This is a genomic window from Micromonospora sp. NPDC048999, assembly GCF_040649295.1.
Classification (GTDB): domain Bacteria; phylum Actinomycetota; class Actinomycetes; order Mycobacteriales; family Micromonosporaceae; genus Micromonospora.
The window spans coordinates 64,432-81,034 of sequence record NZ_JBEZFI010000022.1; the positions used below are offsets into that span (position 1 = coordinate 64,432).

A 16,603-nucleotide genomic window follows, 5' to 3' on the forward strand; every position below is an offset into this window, starting at 1 on the left:
TGACCGCCCCGGTCCCGCCGCGGGGAGCCGCCACGAGCCGGCCACCCCGCGGCGGGCGAGGCTCGGAGGTACGCCGTGACCTGGTATCCCGTCGTCGAGGTGGTGCGCGACGGCGAACGCCTCGCCGTACACCGTGGTCCGGGCAGCGGCCCGGCGCTGGTGCTCGCCCACGGCCTGGAGGACTCCTGGCACACCTGGCAGCCGTTCGTCGACGCGCTGCGCGGTGACCTCCCCTTCACCCCCTACGCCCTCGACCTGCCCTGGCGGGCCGGCGCGAAGTACGCCTGGGTGCACCACACCGGCCCGGCCGACCTGCTGCGGCACGCCCTGACGCTGCTACCCGAGCCGCCCGCCCTGCTGGTGGGCCACTCGTTCGGGGCGAACGCGGTGCTGGAACTCCTCGCCGACGCCGACCGGCCCCGGTTGGAGGCCGCCGTGCTCCTCGCCCCCTACTTCCGTCCCCCCGACGACCCGATCGACTGGCGGCTCTTCGACCGGGAACTCGCCCGGTTCCGCGCGGTGATCGGGGAGGGGGTCCGGCTCAAGCTGGGCGACCGGCGGCGCACGCTGGACGAAGACCTCGTCGACAGCATGGTCGCCAAGACCCTCGACCGCGTCGGCCCGCTCGGCTTCGTCGCCCTGCTCCGCCAGTTCATCACCACTACCGATCTCGACCTCGACACCGTCCCGGTGCCGACCCTGGTGGTCAGCGGCGCCACCGACGCGGCCCTCGCCGGCCCCCGCACCGAAGCGTTTCGCCGCGCGATGCCGGCGGCGACCGTGCACACCAGGGCCGACGGCGGCCACTTCTGCCACCTGGAGCAGGCCGCCGCGGTGACCACCGAGATCCGGCAGTTCCTCGCGGCACTGCCCGCACCGACCGTCGCCTGAACCCGAGGAGACCCCCCGACATGCGTAAGCCCCCCCGGCTCTACTTCTCGTTCCGCAGCCCGCGCAGCTGGCTCGCCGTACGCCAGCTCACGGAACGCTGGCCGGAAGCGCCGGACACCATCACGTTCGTGCCGCACTGGGTGCCGGACGACGGGCTGCGCGCCGTGTTGGCCGAGGCGGACTCGGAATTCCTGGACACCCCGATCAGCCGGGCCAAGCACGAGTACCTGCTGGCCGACACCAACCGGCTGGTGCACCGGTTCGGCTACCGGATGGTGTGGCCGGCGGACATGGACGTCGACTGGGCGGTGCCGCACCTGGCCTGGCTGCACGCCCAGCAACAGGGGCGCGGCTGGGCGTTCTACCAGGCGGCGGTGCGCGCCCGCTGGGAGCACGGCGAGAACATCAGCGACCCGGCGGTGCTGGCCGGCATCGCCACCGAGGCGGGAATCGACCCGGCCGAGGCGCGAGCCGCCGCGACCGACCCGACCCTGCGCGAGGCGGCTGTACGGGCCCTGGCGAGCGCGTACGACGACGATGTCTTCGCCGTGCCGTACTTCATCGCCGGCCGGCACCGGTTCTGGGGCCTGGAGCGTCTCGACGGGTTCCTCGACGCCCTGACCACCGCCGGGGTGCGGCGGTGACCGTGCCGGCCCCGGCCCGCCCGGCACCGGCCCACGGTGGGCGCACCGTGCTGCTCGGCACGGTCTCCTCCGACGCGCACACCTGGAACCTGGTCTACCTGCAACTGCTGCTGGAGGAGGCCGGGCACCGGGTGATCAACCTCGGTGCCTGCGTACCGGAGGAACTGTTCGTCGCGGAGTGCCACCGGCACCACCCGGACCTGGTGGTGGTCTCCAGCGTCAACGGGCACGGCTGCACCGACGGCAAACGGCTGGCCACGGCACTGCGCGCCGACCCCGCGCTGGCCGCCGTGCCGATCGTCATCGGCGGCAAGCTCGGCGTCGACGGCCAGCTGACCGGGATGCAGGTCAACGAGCTGTTCGCAGCCGGCTACACGGCCGTCTTCGACGACGGCGCCGACCGGGACCGCTTCCTGGAATACCTCGGCCGCCTCGAACTCGTGGCAGCGGGAGGACCGGGGTGAGCGCCACCGTGCCGCGCGGCCCGTTCGCCGCGGCCGTCGCCGCCGCGCGGGCCCGCGGCGAACTCGTCGTCCAGCCCCGCATGGGCTTCGGCGACCCGACCGCCATGCGGGCCGGGCTGACCGCCGTCGCCCAGGCCCGCGCGGTCACCGTGGGCACCGTCACGCTGGACAGCTACACCCGCGTCGGCGACCAGGCGGCGGCGGTACGCGCGCTCGCCGACGGAGCACCGTTGAACGGGTACCCGATCGTCGTCCACCCCGTGGAGGCGACCCGCTGGGTACTCGCCGGCGCGCAGCAGCACGGCGTGCCGGTCCAGGTGCGACACGGCTCGGCGCAGCCCGAGGAGATCTTCGCCGCGCTGCTGCGCACCGGGGTCGACGCCACCGAGGGCGGCCCCGTCTCGTACTGCCTGCCTTACAGCCGGGTGCCGCTGCGCGACGCCGTCGACAGTTGGGCACGCTGCTGCGCCGCGTACACCCGGCTACGCGACATCGGCGTCGAACCGCACCTGGAGAGCTTCGGCGGCTGCCTGCTCGGGCAGCTCTGCCCGCCCAGCCTGCTGGTCGCCGTGGCCGTGCTCGAGGGCATGTTCTTCCGGCAGCACGGGCTGCGCAGCGTGTCACTGAGCTACGCCCAGCAGACCTGCCCGGAGCAGGACGAGGAGGCCCTGGCCGCCCTGCGCCGCCTGACCGACGAACTGCTGCCCGAGCTGGACACCCACCTGGTGCTCTACACCTACATGGGGGTGTATCCGCGTACCACGCAGGGAGCCCTGCGGCTGCTCGGCGCCGCCGCCCGGCTCGCCGTACGCGGGGGAGCGGCCCGCCTGATCGTGAAGACCCCGGCCGAGGCGCACCGCATCCCGACCATCGAGGAGAACGTGGCCGCGCTGGAGCATGCCGCCCGAGTCGCCGCCGCCGAGCGCCCGGCCGCCACCGCCGTCCCGGACACCGGCATCTACGCCGAGGCGCGCACGCTGATCGAGGCGGTGCTGGAGCTCAGCGACGACGTCGGGGTGGGCCTTCGCCGGGCCTTCGCCCGCGGCCACCTCGACATCCCGTACTGCCTGCACCCGGACAACGCGGGTCAGGCGCGCGGCTACATCACCGCCGGCGGCCGGCTGGCGTGGGCCCGCGCCGGCCGGATGCCGGTGACCGTCGACCGGTCGGCCAACGGTCGGCCGGCGGAGATGACCAGCGACGGCCTGCTCACCGCGCTGTCCCACGTGGCCAACCGGTACGACTCGATGCCGGCGGCGGCGCTCAGGCCCACCGAGCCCGCGCTGAGTCACGCTCCGCTGCCGGAGCACCTTCGCGAGGTTCGACCGGTCAGTCAATGACCGACCAGACCTGGACGTCGACCGAGGGTGGGTGCCCGTCGTATCGGTTGCCGAGAATCCGGACGTAGTTCACCACCGTCGGGTCGGCCGGGTCGGGCTGGCAGTAGGTCCGCGGCTTCCGGCCCACCAGCTTCAGATCGATGGCGTCCCAACGGGTCGCCCGTGCGCTGCGGCAGCCCGCGTAGGAGAGGTCCTTCGGATCATCAGTCCACTGGTACCAGGCGAGTTGGTGCTGCTCGGGCTGGAAGATCAGGCCGGTGCCGCCGTTGCGGGTCAGCGCCGGCTCGGGCCGGAACGCGATCGAATCGTTGGCGCGCAGCGTCCACCGGGGCGCGTCAGCCGGCGGGATCCAGGGCGGATCGGTCGGCGACGGCGACGGCGACGCCTCGGTGCTGGCGGGCGGCGTGGTGGCTGGCGTGGCGGTTGCGGAGGCGGTCGGGCCGGCCTCGGCGTCCCGCCGGTCGGGTGGCCAGCGGACCACGGTCACCCAGGTCAGCACCAGCAGCAGGACGCTCAGCGCGGCCGGAAGCAACAGGCGTAGCCACCGGCGATGCGGCGGGGGAACCGGCGGGCGGCGGACCGGGCCGGTGCGGCCGTCCGGCGCGTCGGCACCCTGCCCCTCCGGCGACCCCGGCAACCGCATCGCGGTGGCGAGCGCCAGCACACCGACCGCCGCTGACACGAAGGCGGACACCAGGCCCACGAGGTCACCCGCGCCCTTGACCCCGATCACCAACGCGAGCACCGCGACCCCGAGGCCCGCGACGCCGAGAAGTATGAAGACCTTTCGCCGACCGTTCATGGCAGCCATGGTCGCCGCAGCGGCGGCGCGGCGCGGTGTCCGATACCCGACGGAGGCCCGGTTGGCAGCATGGGCCGGCACGCCGGTCAGGCCCGCGCTGGAGCTGTCGTCAAAAAGGTGAAACCAGCCAGACCGCCACGAAGGCGAGGCCTCCAGGTCGGAACATTGGCCGGGAGGCGACCCGCCTCCGGAGCGTCTTTCTAAGGGCCTAACGATGATCAACAGGCGGGACATGCTGCGGGCAGGCACCGTGGGCGCTCTGGGGACCGGGATGGTGGGCCTGCTGTCACCGCCCGCTCCTGCCGAACCACTGACCGAGGTGGCGGAGCGGGTCAGCCGACGAGACTGGGAGCGGCTGGCCCACGCACTGTCGCCGTGTTCCACCCTCTACCGGCCGGCAGACCCCGCCTACCCGCCCCTGGCGCTCCCGTACAACCATCGGTACGCCGGCATCCACCCCGCAGGCATCGTGGCCTGCGGCAGCACCAGCGACGTCCGGGAAGTGATCCGCTGGGCCCGCGCGGTGGGGCTACCCGTCGCGCCCCGCTCCGGTCTCGGCCACAACTACGCCGGCTACTCCACCACCACCGGGGTGCTGCTCAACATGGCCCGGCTGCGCAGGATCGTCGCCACCCCGCAGCCGGCCGGCCGCCCCCTGACCCGGACCTACGGACCGATCAAGGTCACCCATGGCGCGGGCACCGTTACCGTGGGAGCCGGGGTCACCAACGCCGACCTGCACCCGATGCTGGAGGACCGGGGCATGTTCGTGCCGACCGGCCGCTGCCCCAGCGTCGGGGTCGCCGGGCTGGTGCTCGGCGGCGGCATCGGCTTCAGTGACAAGATGTTCGGCCTGACCTGCGACAGGCTGGTCTCCACGACCGTGGTGCTCGCCGACGGCCGCGTCGTGGAGGCCAGCCAGGACTCCCACCCCGACCTGTTTTGGGCCTGCCGGGGCGGGGCCGGGAACAACTTCGGCGTCAACACCTCCTTCACCTTCCAGTACGAGCAGTTCCAGGGCAACGTGGGCTTCTACCAGCTGAGCTGGAGCCTTGACTCGGTGGTGCCGGTGATCGCCGCCGCGCAGCAGATCGCCGTGCACACCCTGCACGACAAGCGGTTCCACCTCCGCGTCGGCATCGGCACCCACGGGCTCACCCCCGAACAGATCCACGCCAACGCCGGCGCCAACGCCATCGGCCAGTACTACGGCCCCGTCGACGAGCTGCGTGCCATCCTGGCCCCACTGCTCGCCATCGGCACGGCGCAGGAGCGCGCCCGCAACAACGCCTCCGTCCGCGAGGTCACCCCAGGGCAGGCGAGCGTGCTGCTGAGCGCCACCACGCCGGTGGAGAAGTTCGCCGCCAAGTCGGCGGTGCTGCACTCCCGGACGCTCCTGACCGATGACCAGGTCGCTGCCGCCGCCCAGCGGCTGCTGGAATGGCCGGGCAGCGGCAACCCGGACGGGGCCGGCTTCGCGATGTTCGCCCTCGGCGGCGAGATCAACCAGGTGCCGCCGGACGCGACGGCCTTCGTGCACCGAAACGGCGTGTTCATCCTCGCCGCCGAGACCTCCTGGGCCGACTACGACGCGCCCCGCGTCGCCACGGCGAACCTGCACTGGCTCCGCGAGTTCTACGCGGCCATCTTCGGTGACACGCCGCCCCGACACTCCTACCAGAACTTCCCCGACCCGACCCTGAAGGACTGGCGGCAGGCCTACTACGGCGCGAACTACGACCGGCTGGTCCGAGTGAAGCGCACGTACGACCCGACCGACTTCTTCAGCTATCCGCAGGGCATCGACACCTGACGTTCGGTCTAGCATGGGCTGCCATGGTGCGTACCCGACCGATCGAGCCACCCACCGCGCCGCTCACCGACGGCACGGTCACGCTGCGGCCCCGGCGGGAGTCCGACCTCGACGCGCTCGCCGAGGCCAGCCACGACCCGGAGGCCCGCCGCTGGCTGGACGACGAACCGATGGACGAGCAGGCACGGCGCACCGGCGTCGCCCGGGCCGATGAAGCCTGGCGCAGCGGAACGGCCGCCCCGCTCACGATCGCGGACGCGGTCACCGACGAGCCGGTCGGGATGATCAACCTCCAGTTCTGCAGCGACACGGAGGCCACCATCGCGTACGGGGTGTTCCCGCAGTGCCGTGGGCGGGGCATCGCCCCACGGGCCGTCCGGCTGCTGGCCCAATGGGCCCTGTCCGACCTGAAACTGGAGCAGGTGATCCTGGAGGCGGACGAGCGGAACACCGCCTCGATCCGAGTCGCCGAGAAATGCGGGTTCCACGGGCTCGGCACCCGCACCGAGACGGTGGGAGACAGCGCGCAGCGGAGCATCGTCGTGTTCGCACTCCGCGACTCCAGTACGGGGTGATGCCGGCATCAGGGCTCGGGATTGCTGCTGAGGTGCTCGATGATGGCGGCGCGGATCTGCTGGGCAGTGGCCAGTTGGTCGGTGAACACCTGCGGCAACTGCCGCGCCAAGGGTTCGTAAAGACCGATCGACTCCGTGACCGCAGCCAACGCCCTCGGCATCTCCGCATCCACGTTGGCACCCACCCGTGCATATGCCAACAACGATCTTGCGAGATCGGGCAGGTTGGCGGCGGGGTTGGCCTCGGCCAGCCGTCGGTGGATCGCCACGGCTTCCTCTACCAGGGCCAGCGCCTCCTCCTGACGGCCCACCTCTGACAGCTGTACGCCGAGGTTGTTCAACGAGCCTGCGAGGTGGGGCAGGTATGCGGCCGGATTGACCTCGGCCAGCCGTCGGCAGATCGCCGCGGCTTCCTCGGCGAGGGGCAAGGCCTCCTCCCGATGGCCCACCTCCAACAGGAGAATGCCGTGGTTGTTCAACGAGTTTGCGAGGCGGGGCAGGTAGGCGGCCGGATTGACCTCGGCCAGCCGCCGATAGAGGCCGGTGGCTTCCTCGGCGAGGGGCAGGGCTTCCGCCTGATAGCCCACTTCCGACAGCCGTAGGCCGAGGTTGTTCAACGAGCTTGCGAAGTTGGGCAGGTAGGCGGCCGGATTGACCTCGGCCAGCCGCCAATAGAGGCCGGTGGCTTCCTGGGCGAGGCGCAGCGCCTCCTCCCGACGGCCCACCTCTGACAGCCGTACGCCGAGGCTGTTCAATGAGCTTGCGAGGTCGGGCAGGTGTGCGGCCGGATTGACCTCGGCCAGCCGCCGATAGAGGCCGGCGGTTTCCTCGGCGAGAGGCAGCGCCTCCTCCCAACGGCCCACGTTCGACAGCCGTATGCCGAGGTTGTTCAACGAGCTTGCGAGGTCGGGCAGGTATGCGGCCGGATTGACCTCGGCCAGCCTCCGATAGAGGCCGGCGGTTTCCTCGGCGAGAGGCAGCGCCTCCTCCCAACGGCCCACTTCCGACAGCCGTACGCCGAGGTTGTTCAACGATCTTGCAAGGTTGGGCAGGTTGGCGGCGGGGTTGGCCTCGGCCAGCCGTCGGCGGATCGCCACGGCTTCCTCTACCGGGGCCAGCGCCTCCTCCCGACGGCCCACCTCTGACAGCCGTATGCCGAGGTTGTTCAACGAGCTTGCGAGGTCGGGCAGGTACGCGGCCGGATTGACCTCGGCCAGCCGTCGGCGGATCGCCACGGCTTCCTCGGCCGGGGCCAGCGCCTCCTCCCGACGGCCCACCTTTGACAGCCATTCGCCGAGGTTGTTCAACGAGCCCGCGAGGTTGGGCAGGTGGGCGGCCGGATTGACCTCGGCCAGCCGTCGGCAGATCGCCGCGGCTTCCTCGGCGAGGGGCAGGGCCTCCTCCCGATGGCCCACCTCTGACAGCTGTATGCCGAGGTTGTTCAACGAGCTTGCGAGGTCGGGCAGGTAGGCGGCCGGATTGACCGCGGCCAGCCGCCGATAGAGGCTGGCGGCTTCCTCGGCGGCGGTCAGGGCCTCCTCCCAGCGACCGGCGTGGTCCAGCCGGAAGGCGTGGTCGGCGTGGAGGCGGGCGTGTTCGGCGGGGTCGCTGGTGGTGGCGAGGCGATGCCGGGTGAGGGTGGTGGTGATGGCTGCGGCGCCGATGTCGAGGTCGACGTGACGGCTGTCGGGGAGTAGGGCTTCGACAGCTTCCAAGACGTCGAGATCGATGTTCGGGATGGCAGCGAGGGTGGTGAGGGTGGCGCTGCCGGCGATGATCGCCAGTTGTGGCTGGGCGCGCAGCAGCGGATACAGGTGCGCGGGGCCGAGGTGGGGCCAGCGGGCTGCGGCGGCGGTGAGGAAGGTGACCGCCCGCGCGAGGTACGCCGTGGTCGCCGTGGGCGTCGCGCTTCGTCTGGACCACCAACGGCGTTTCGCTGACGGTGGCGGGGGTTGCAGTAGCTCGTTGAGCCGGGTGGGTGCCCACGGTTCGGCGGGGTGGTGGGGGCCGGGCAGGGTATGGGCGATGAAGTCTTCGGCGAGCCGGTCGGGGTACAACGGTTCGAGCGCGGTGATCTGGTTGGGGTCGGTGGGCGGGTAGCAGCGGCCGTGGTCAGTGAGGATCCGCTCGACCGGGAGCTCGTGCTCGACCCGGCGCAGCAGCGTGGTGGCCTCGGGGTGGGGTAGGGCACCGGTGAGGGCGGCGGTGAACACGGTGCGGGCCATGACGCTGTCGGGGGTGTGGTGGTCCAGCCCCCGGGTGCGGCCCTCGTACAGGCGTGTCCAGTGTTGGCGTTCGCGGTCGAGCAGGTGGCGGGTCAGCTGTTCGGGGTGGGTGGGTGGCTGGTCGCCGGTGGCATGGGCGTCGACGGCGACCAACGCGGCGACGTGCACGGTGAGGGTGAGCCCGAACTCGGGGTGGTCCAGGCCGATGGGTGGGGCGATGACGGCGGGGTTGGGGAGTTGGTAGATGGCGGCGAAGCTGTCCCGGGCGGCGGTGAACATGGCCCACCGGTCGCCGGCGTCGTCCGGCAGTGGGTTCAGATAGTGCTCGGAGGTGCCGGCCTGCACGCCGGGGTCTTCGAGGGTGGCGCGCAGCGCCGGCCATGCCGAGGCGCCGCGGGCGAGCATCAACACCCGCGCCGGCTGGTCGGGCTGGTGGAGCAGGGAGTTGCGGAGCAGCCAGATCAGGGTGGACAACGGGTACCGGTCGGCGTAGTCGACGATCAGCAGCACCCCCCGGTGCCCGTCCAGCCGCAGGTCCTGGCTGTCCTGCAGCGCCGTGGGCGTGCCGACGTGGGGCACCGCCACGACGACCTTCCAGCCGCAGGCGGCGGCGTGAGCGGCGATGTGGTCGGCAAGGCGGGTCTTGCCCTGCCCGCCCGGGGCGTGCAGCCACCGCACGGCCAGCCGTGGCCCCGCCGCGAGCCAGGCGTGCAGTTCGTCGCGCTCCCGATCGCGGCCGGTGAACGCGACCACACCGGCGCGGGCGTTGAGCATCCGCGAGGGCAGCTCCCGCAGCCACGCCCGGTCCGACACGTCATGCCGGCGGTGCTCCTCCAACAGGTACAGGGGCGTGCCGTCGCCGAAGACGTGCAGATCAGCGCCGATCACCCCGTACGCGGTGCCGGCGACCGCGTTGACGTGCTGGTGAATTTCGGCGCCCGCCGCGGTGCTCACCGCGGCGGCCCCTCACCCGTCGCCGGAGCCGGATGAGTGATGATGTTGCCGAACATCACCCCCTGGGCGGTGGCCCCTGGGGCGCTGGCGGTGATGTTCTGCACCCACTGCTGTTGCGGGGCGGGCAGCCGCGCCAGCAACTCATCCCGCAGGCTCTGCAGGGCGTCGGCCGTGGCCGGATCGTCCTCGATCAGATCGGCCAGGCGGGTCTGCCAGGCCGGCAGCAGCCGCTGGCGTACCTCTTCGCGTTGCGCCAGGGTGGCCTGTTCCACTTCGGCGGCCAGGGCGTCCAGCCGCCGCCCGGCGACGGCTTCACGTTCTCGATCGCCCCGGCCGAACAACCGGACGAACCCCGACCGCGCCACCTGCCATGCGTCCGTCGCGGCCGCCTGCACCAACACCGCCGCACCGGTCATACCCAACTGCGCCAGCCCGCCCAGATCCACGGCAACCCCTCCCCACCCACACCTGACGGCGGTTCTGATGTACCCACTGCGATCGGACTGGGCAACCCCTGTGACTGGCATGTGACAGGCAGGCCAGTCCTGCGTCCCGCTCAGCCGGCCGGGGGCGGGGCGGGCGGCACGGCCAGGGCGAGGGTGAGGTCGAGGACGGTGGCCGGGTCGTGCAGCCGCTCGCCGTACAACTCGCGCAGCTTGCCCATCCGGTAGCGGACGGTCTGCGGGTGCACGAACAGGTCGGCGGCCACGTCGTCGCGGCGGCCCTGGTGCAGCAGCCATGAGCGCAGCGTCTCGGCGAGCCGGTGCGCTGTGGCCGGGGGCAGCGAAGCCAGCGGGCGCAGCGCCTGGGCACGCAGGTCAGCCAGTCCCTCCGGGTCCATGCTGAGCAGCAGCTCGGCCAGGTGCTGCTCGGTGTCGACCGGCCCGGCGTCCGGCTCGCCCAGGCCGAGCGCCAGGGCCCGGGTGGCCCGCTGGTAGGAGGCGGCGACCCGGTGCCACGGCCGGGCCGGCCCGAGCACCGCCCGGCGCGCGGGCAGCAGCCGGGTGAGCTGGCGGCGTCGACCGCCGTGCATGTCCGGCACCAGGAGTACGGCCAGTTCCTCGGCCTGATTCATCCCGGGCAGGTCCTCGCCGCTCTCCAGGGTGTGCGGGCTGAGCAGGGCGAGCACCGCGCGCAGGTGGTGGCGGGGCAGCAGGACGACCGTCAGCGTCTGCGGCAGCGGCCACTCGGCCCGCTCGGCGCTCGGCCGCAGGATCTCCTCCGGCTCCCCGGCCAGCAGCTGCTGGGTGAGGCGTTCCAGGTCGCGTCGGCGGGCCCGCCCGGCGCTGGCCAGTTCGTCGGCGTGCCCGGCGACGCTGGCCGCCGACAGCTCGTCGATGTACGCGAACATCAGCTCGGCGAACTCGGCTACTGTTTCCGCGGCCAGCCCGCTGCGTACGGTGGTGGTGGAAACCTCCCGCCACGACACCCGCGCCCCCACCCGGTACGCGGCCAGCAGCGCGTCCATGCTCCGCCCGGAGCGGGCCTCGCCGCTGCCCAACGCGTACGCGGCCTCCAACGCGGGGGTCAGCGGGGTGCTCGGGTCGGCGGACTGCGATCCCTCGATGAGCTGCAGGAACGTGCCAAGAGCGATGCGAACCGCATTCTCGATCTTGTCGCGCATCGCGCCGGTGAGCGCGCCAGAGTAGGCGGGCACCTCGGCGATGATGGCGCTGACCGTCCGCTCGGCGACCACCGGAAGGTGGTCGCGGAGTCGGGAGGCGACCCGTTCGTCCAGTTCGAGATGGGCTGCGCGAGGCGCCGCCCACGAATCCTCCGACATCCTTGTTCTCTCCGCACAAAAAGCCGTGACCATTTCACCTTAGCCGGACAAGATGTTATGCGATCAGGTAGCCACCCTGGTCACATGACCACAATCGCCCGCCCGAAGGTCTCCTTCCGGCACCGGCTGCGGCGGCTGGCCGAGACGGTCACCACACCGCTGCTGCCGGACGACTACCTCGACATGGTCGCCCCGCTGCGCGCCGGCGCCGCGCTGCGCGGCCGGATCGTCGCGGTACGCGCCGAAACCCGGGACGCGGCGACCGTGGTCATCCAGCCCGGCCGCGGCTGGCGCGGCCACCAGCCCGGCCAGTACGTGCGCCTCGGCGTCGACGTCGACGGCGTACGCCAGTGGCGGGCCTACTCGATCACCTCCGTGCCCGGCGCGACGGACCGCCGCATCGCCATCACCGCCAAGGCGATCCCGGACGGCAAGGTCAGCAACCACCTCGTACGCGGAATCCGCCCCGGCACCCTCGTCCAGCTCGACCAGGCGCAGGGCGACTTCGTGCTCCCCGAGGCCACTCCCGAGCGGATCCTGTTCGTCACCGCCGGCAGCGGCATCACCCCGGTCATGGCGATGCTCCGCGCCGGCCTGCCCGCCCGCGCCGACGTCGTACTGGTGCACTCGGCACCCACCCGCGACGACGTCATCTTCGGCACGGAGCTGCGCGCGCTCGCCGAGCGCGGCGCGCTGCGGCTGATCGAGCGGCACACCGACACCGACGGCCTGCTCGGCGTACCTGAACTCGACGACCTGGTGCCCGACCACGCCGAGCGGCAGACCTGGGCGTGCGGGCCGGTCGGCCTGCTCGACGCGGTCGAGGCGCACTGGGCCGCCCGCGGCATAGCCGACCGGCTGCACATCGAGCGGTTCCGGCCGACCGTGATCACCCCCGGCGAGGGCGGCACGGTCACCTTCACCCGCGCCGCCGTGACCGTCGAGGCCGACGGCGCCACCCCCATCCTCGACGCAGGCGAGAACGTGGGCGTGCTCATGCCCTCGGGCTGCCGGATGGGGATCTGCTTCGGCTGCGTCGTCCCGCTGCGCCAGGGCGCGGTGCGCGACCTGCGCAACGGCGACCTCACCACCGCCGTCCCCGGGGACGGCGTGCTCATCCAGACCTGCGTGTCGGCGGCCGCCGGTACCTGCGACATCGAACTCTGACTGGGAGGCCACCGACATGACCGCGATCCAGAACAAGGCCGACAACCCGATCGCCCACCTGAGCGCCGAGGACATCGAGATCATCGGCAAGGAGCTGGACGCGATCCGGGACCGGGTCATCGCCGATCGGGGCGAGCGGGACGCGCGGTACATCCGGAAGGTCATCAAGACCCAGCGGACGCTGGAGATCAGCAGCCGGGCGGTGCTGCTCTTCTCGCTGTTCCCGCCGGCCTGGATCCTCGGCACCGCCGGCCTCGCGGTCGCCAAGATCCTGGACAACATGGAGATCGGCCACAACGTCCTGCACGGGCAGTGGGACTGGATGCGCGATCCGAAGATCCACTCCACCACCTGGGACTGGGACCACGTCTCCCCGGCCGACCAGTGGAAGCACTCGCACAACGAGCTGCACCACCGCTACACCAACGTGCTCGGCAAGGACAACGACCTCGGGTACGGCATCATGCGGGTCGACGAGGACCAGCCCTGGAGCAAGGGCCACCTCGGCCAGCCGTTCTACAACCTCCTCAACGCCTGCTTCTTCGAGTACGGCATCGCCGCGTACGACCTGGAGCTGGGGCAGAACCTGAAGGACGGCGGGCACAAGAGCCCCGAGTTCCGGGCCCGAGCCCGGGCCGTCGGCCGCAAGATCCGCCGCCAGGTGCTCAAGGACTACGTCGCGTACCCGCTGCTGTCCGGCCCGTCGTTCCTCACCACCCTGGCCGCCAACTTCACCGCCAACCTGATCCGCAACGTGTGGAGCCACTCGGTGATCATGTGCGGGCACTTCCCCAGCGGGGTGGAGACCTTCGAGAAGACCTCCATCGAGGGCGAGACCAAGGGCGAGTGGTACCTGCGGCAGATGCTCGGCTCGGCCAACATCAGCGGCAGCCGGCTGCTGCACATCATGGCCGGCAACCTGTCGCACCAGATCGAGCACCACCTCTTCCCCGACCTGCCCAGCAACCGCTACCGGGAGATCGCCCCCGAGGTCCGGGCGCTCTTCGACCGGTACGGGCTGCGCTACACCACCGGGTCGCTGCCCAAGCAGGTCGCCTCCGCCTGGTGGAAGGTCATCCGGCTGTCGTTCCCCAACCGCCGCCGCAAGAACGCCGAGCCGGTGGCACCCGCCCTGGTCTCCGCCAGCGTCTGACCGGCGCGGCCTCAGGCATCCTTCCTCACGCAGAACTCGTTGCCGTCGGGGTCGGCCAGCATGACCGCGCCGTCCTCACCGACCTCGAGCCGGGTGGCCCCGAGGGCGACCAGCCGGTCGACCTCCGCCTGCTGGTCGCCGTTGGCCGGGGCGAGGTCGAAGCGCTGCCGGTTCCGTACCTCCTTCGCGGCCACGGGCGGACCTCCCCACGCGACCTTCGTGCCGCCGTGCGGTGACTGGATCGCGGTCTCCTGATCCTGGTCCCACACCAGCGGCCAGCCCAGCACCTCGCTCCAGAACAGGCCGACCTCCCGAGTGCCGTCGCAGGCCACCTCTCCGAGCAAACCGCACCCGGCGAGGAACTTGTTGCCCGGCTCGATCACGCAGAACTCGTTACCCTCGGGGTCGGCCAGGACGACATGCCCCTCCTCGGGGCGCTGCCCGACGTCGAGGTGGCCGCCGTCGAGCCCCAGCGCCGTCGCCACCGTGTGCTGCTGATCGGCGAGGCTGGCGCTGGTCAGGTGCAGGTGCAAACGCCGGCTCGGCCCCACCTGCTCCACGCGGCCCGGGACGAACCGGAGGCCGAGTTGGGTGTCGTCGCCGGGCAGAAGCGCACCACCACCGACGTCCTCGACGACCTCCCGGCCGAGCACGCCGGCCCAGAACCGCGCCACGCGAGCGGGGTCGTGCGCATCGAAGGTCACCGCCAGCAGTCGCGAGATCATCGCATCACAGTAGACATCGGCCAGCAGGGCAACAACGTGATTTGGCCAGGTCGGACGTATCGCCGCAACGCGGCCTGCCCACCGCGGCCGGCTGACCCGGGCGAAGGACACGGGAAGATAACTAGGGGATACAAGGCCGTCGAAGATCGTTAGCGTCGATGCCTAACCAGACGGCGTCGTCTGGAGTTAGGTGGAGAACAAATGAACCTTCGGAGGAGGGTGGTGTCGCCCGTCGCGGCGGCCGGTGCACTGGCCATCATGACGAGCCTCACCGCGGGCGCGTTGCCCGCGGCGGCACAGGCCGCCCCGGCGTCCGCGACAGCTGGCGTCACCCACGAAGATAACCCACGGGTTCCCGCAGGAGCGCTGTGGACGGAAGAGTACTTCCCGTCCTCGGACGGCAGTGACGTCGAACTGCACGCCGACGTGCTCCGCCCGGCACACCTGCCGGCGGACGCGAAGACACCGGTGATCCTGTCGGTCGGCCCGTACTTCTCGCACGCCGGCCAGACCGCCCCCGAGGGGTGGAAGCAGACCGGGCCGTCTTCGCGCTTCGAGGACCTCATCGAAGGCGCGCGGCTCATGGAGCGCGGATACACCGTCGTGATGGTCGACCTGCGCGGCTTCGGCGGCAGCACCGGGTGCCTGGACTTCATCGGCCCTGGGGAGCAGGCCGACATCAAGGCGGCCGTCGAGTGGTCAGCGAGCCAGCCGTGGTCGACCGGCAAGGTGGGCATGTACGGCAAGTCGTACGACGCCAACACCGGGCTGGCGGCCAACACCCTCAAGCTCAAGCCGCTGAAGGCGATCGTCTCGCAGGAGCCGACCTGGAACAGGTACAACTACCTGTGGAGCAACGGGGTGCCACGGTCCAACCTGACCAGCACCCCGCGCAGCTACTACTCGATCGCGACCATGGCCCCGCTCGCCGGCGACAGCGACCGCTACAAGGCCAACGCGGCGTACGAGAAGACTCACCCCGAGTGCGAGGCTTACAACAGCACCAACACCCAGAACCCCGACCCGAAGTCGGACTTCTGGCGGGACCGCGACTTCGCCTCCCGTGCCGCCGGGTCCCAGACGCCGCTGTTCGTCACCTCCGGCTTCATCGAGGACAACACCAAGCCCGAGCAGCTCCAGAAGTACCTGGCCAACCACCAGGGCCCGCAGCGCGGCTGGATCGGCCAGTGGGAACACGTACGCGGCAACGAGACCACCACCAAGGGCCAGCTCAAGATGGGCCGCGCGGGCTGGTTCGACGAGGTGATGCGCTTCTACGACGAATACCTCCAGGACATCAAGCCGTCGGTGATCGACCCGGCGTTCGCCCTTGAGGACAGCCTCGGCAACTGGCGCGCCCAGCCGACCTGGCCGATGACCAGCGACGCGTACAAGGTGAAGCTGGCACCCGGGCAGTACGTCGACAACGGCGGCAAGGCGCAGGCAGCCGCCCTGTCGCTGACCGCGCCCGAGTCCCAGGGCCTGGACATCGAGTACGCGACGGAGGCCGGCTCGCTGGCGACCGAGCAGACGAGCGCGCTCGCCGCCGAGGCAATCGCCAACAGCTACTGGAACTGGTCCACCCCCGTCTCCCAGCAGGTGCGGATCACGGGCAGCCCGCAGATCCAGCTGAAGACCCGGGGCCTGGGCAACGCCTGGGTGCGGATGTGGGACGTCGCCCCGGACGGCAAGGCGACCATGTTCAACGAGAACGTCGGGGCGCTGGACCACAGCGGCGTAACCTCGTTCGAACTGAAGGCGACGGACTGGACCTTCCAGCCGGGGCACCGGCTCGGCGTCCAGATCGGCACCATCACCTCGAACGGCTGGCGGGGCGTGCCCTCGGGCGAGACGATCACGGTCACCGACGCGCGCCTCGCGCTCGAGGTGCAGGACCCGCAGTTCGACGCGCCGACCCAGGGTGACCGCTCGCCGTACCTGGACACGTACCTGAAGGCGAACACCACCACCCTCACCAACGTCGGCACCGGCACCTTCACGCTGGGCGTCACGAAGAAGGGCTGACCCAAAGCGGCTGCCCGGTATCCTCCCGAAGGGTGCCGGGCA

At 71.4% G+C, this 16,603-nt stretch carries 14 protein-coding genes; 9 read left to right on the forward strand and 5 right to left on the reverse strand.

From position 1 onward, the window contains the following. Positions 1–75: 75 nt before the first annotated feature. The 4 genes from AB0C02_RS21555 to AB0C02_RS21570 are packed head-to-tail and all read left to right on the forward strand — an operon-like array spanning position 76 to position 3,339. Positions 76–891 carry an alpha/beta hydrolase gene (locus AB0C02_RS21555; RefSeq protein WP_357550472.1) on the forward strand — a complete coding sequence of 272 codons (816 nt, stop codon included), beginning with the start codon at positions 76–78 and terminating at the stop codon, positions 889–891. A gap of 20 nt (positions 892–911) precedes the next feature. Further along, complete coding sequence (locus AB0C02_RS21560; RefSeq protein ID WP_357550473.1) at positions 912–1,535, forward strand: DsbA family protein; 624 nt, start codon at positions 912–914, stop codon at positions 1,533–1,535. Next, positions 1,532–1,999 carry a cobalamin-dependent protein gene (locus AB0C02_RS21565; RefSeq protein ID WP_357550474.1) on the forward strand — a complete coding sequence of 156 codons (468 nt, stop codon included), beginning with the start codon at positions 1,532–1,534 and terminating at the stop codon, positions 1,997–1,999. The genes AB0C02_RS21560 and AB0C02_RS21565 overlap by 4 nt, the downstream gene beginning before the upstream one ends. Beyond that, entirely contained in the window at positions 1,996–3,339 is a 1,344-nt protein-coding gene (locus AB0C02_RS21570) for a methylaspartate mutase (protein ID WP_357550475.1), read from the forward strand. The genes AB0C02_RS21565 and AB0C02_RS21570 overlap by 4 nt, the downstream gene beginning before the upstream one ends. Here AB0C02_RS21570 and AB0C02_RS21575 read toward each other — a convergent pair. Further along, a complete protein-coding gene (locus AB0C02_RS21575) occupies positions 3,329–4,141 on the reverse strand; it encodes a hypothetical protein (protein ID WP_357550476.1) in 813 nt (270 codons plus the stop codon). The two genes, AB0C02_RS21570 and AB0C02_RS21575, sit on opposite strands and share 11 nt — an antisense overlap. A gap of 214 nt (positions 4,142–4,355) precedes the next feature. On the opposite strand from AB0C02_RS21575, the gene AB0C02_RS21580 reads away from it, so the two are divergent. Next, positions 4,356–5,954, forward strand: coding sequence for an FAD-binding oxidoreductase (locus AB0C02_RS21580; RefSeq protein ID WP_357550477.1), 1,599 nt, complete (start codon positions 4,356–4,358; stop codon positions 5,952–5,954). 23 nt (positions 5,955–5,977) lie between these two features. After that, a complete protein-coding gene (locus tag AB0C02_RS21585) occupies positions 5,978–6,529 on the forward strand; it encodes a GNAT family N-acetyltransferase (RefSeq protein WP_357550478.1) in 552 nt (183 codons plus the stop codon). Between the two features lie 8 nt (positions 6,530–6,537). Here the strand turns inward: AB0C02_RS21585 and AB0C02_RS21590 are convergent, their stop codons facing one another. From AB0C02_RS21590 to AB0C02_RS21600, 3 genes are all read right to left on the reverse strand, one after another. Further along, positions 6,538–9,708 (reverse strand): tetratricopeptide repeat protein, encoded by a 3,171-nt coding sequence (locus AB0C02_RS21590; RefSeq protein ID WP_357550479.1) that lies wholly within the window; start codon positions 9,706–9,708, stop codon positions 6,538–6,540. Next, complete coding sequence (locus tag AB0C02_RS21595) at positions 9,705–10,154, reverse strand: hypothetical protein (protein ID WP_357550480.1); 450 nt, start codon at positions 10,152–10,154, stop codon at positions 9,705–9,707. Before AB0C02_RS21595 ends, AB0C02_RS21590 begins: the two co-directional genes overlap by 4 nt. A 110-nt stretch (positions 10,155–10,264) precedes the next feature. Then, complete coding sequence (locus AB0C02_RS21600; protein WP_357550481.1) at positions 10,265–11,491, reverse strand: helix-turn-helix domain-containing protein; 1,227 nt, start codon at positions 11,489–11,491, stop codon at positions 10,265–10,267. An 84-nt stretch (positions 11,492–11,575) separates the two neighbouring features. On the opposite strand from AB0C02_RS21600, the gene AB0C02_RS21605 reads away from it, so the two are divergent. Then, positions 11,576–12,658 carry a ferredoxin reductase gene (locus tag AB0C02_RS21605; protein ID WP_357550482.1) on the forward strand — a complete coding sequence of 361 codons (1,083 nt, stop codon included), beginning with the start codon at positions 11,576–11,578 and terminating at the stop codon, positions 12,656–12,658. Between the two features lie 16 nt (positions 12,659–12,674). Further along, entirely contained in the window at positions 12,675–13,811 is a 1,137-nt protein-coding gene (locus tag AB0C02_RS21610; RefSeq protein WP_357550483.1) for an acyl-CoA desaturase, read from the forward strand. 11 nt (positions 13,812–13,822) lie between these two features. Here AB0C02_RS21610 and AB0C02_RS21615 read toward each other — a convergent pair whose 3' ends face one another. Further along, positions 13,823–14,536, reverse strand: coding sequence for a VOC family protein (locus AB0C02_RS21615; protein ID WP_357550484.1), 714 nt, complete (start codon positions 14,534–14,536; stop codon positions 13,823–13,825). 258 nt (positions 14,537–14,794) lie between these two features. Between AB0C02_RS21615 and AB0C02_RS21620 the strand changes: the two genes are divergently transcribed. Next, positions 14,795–16,561 carry a CocE/NonD family hydrolase gene (locus tag AB0C02_RS21620; RefSeq protein WP_357550485.1) on the forward strand — a complete coding sequence of 589 codons (1,767 nt, stop codon included), beginning with the start codon at positions 14,795–14,797 and terminating at the stop codon, positions 16,559–16,561. Positions 16,562–16,603 lie beyond the last annotated feature (42 nt).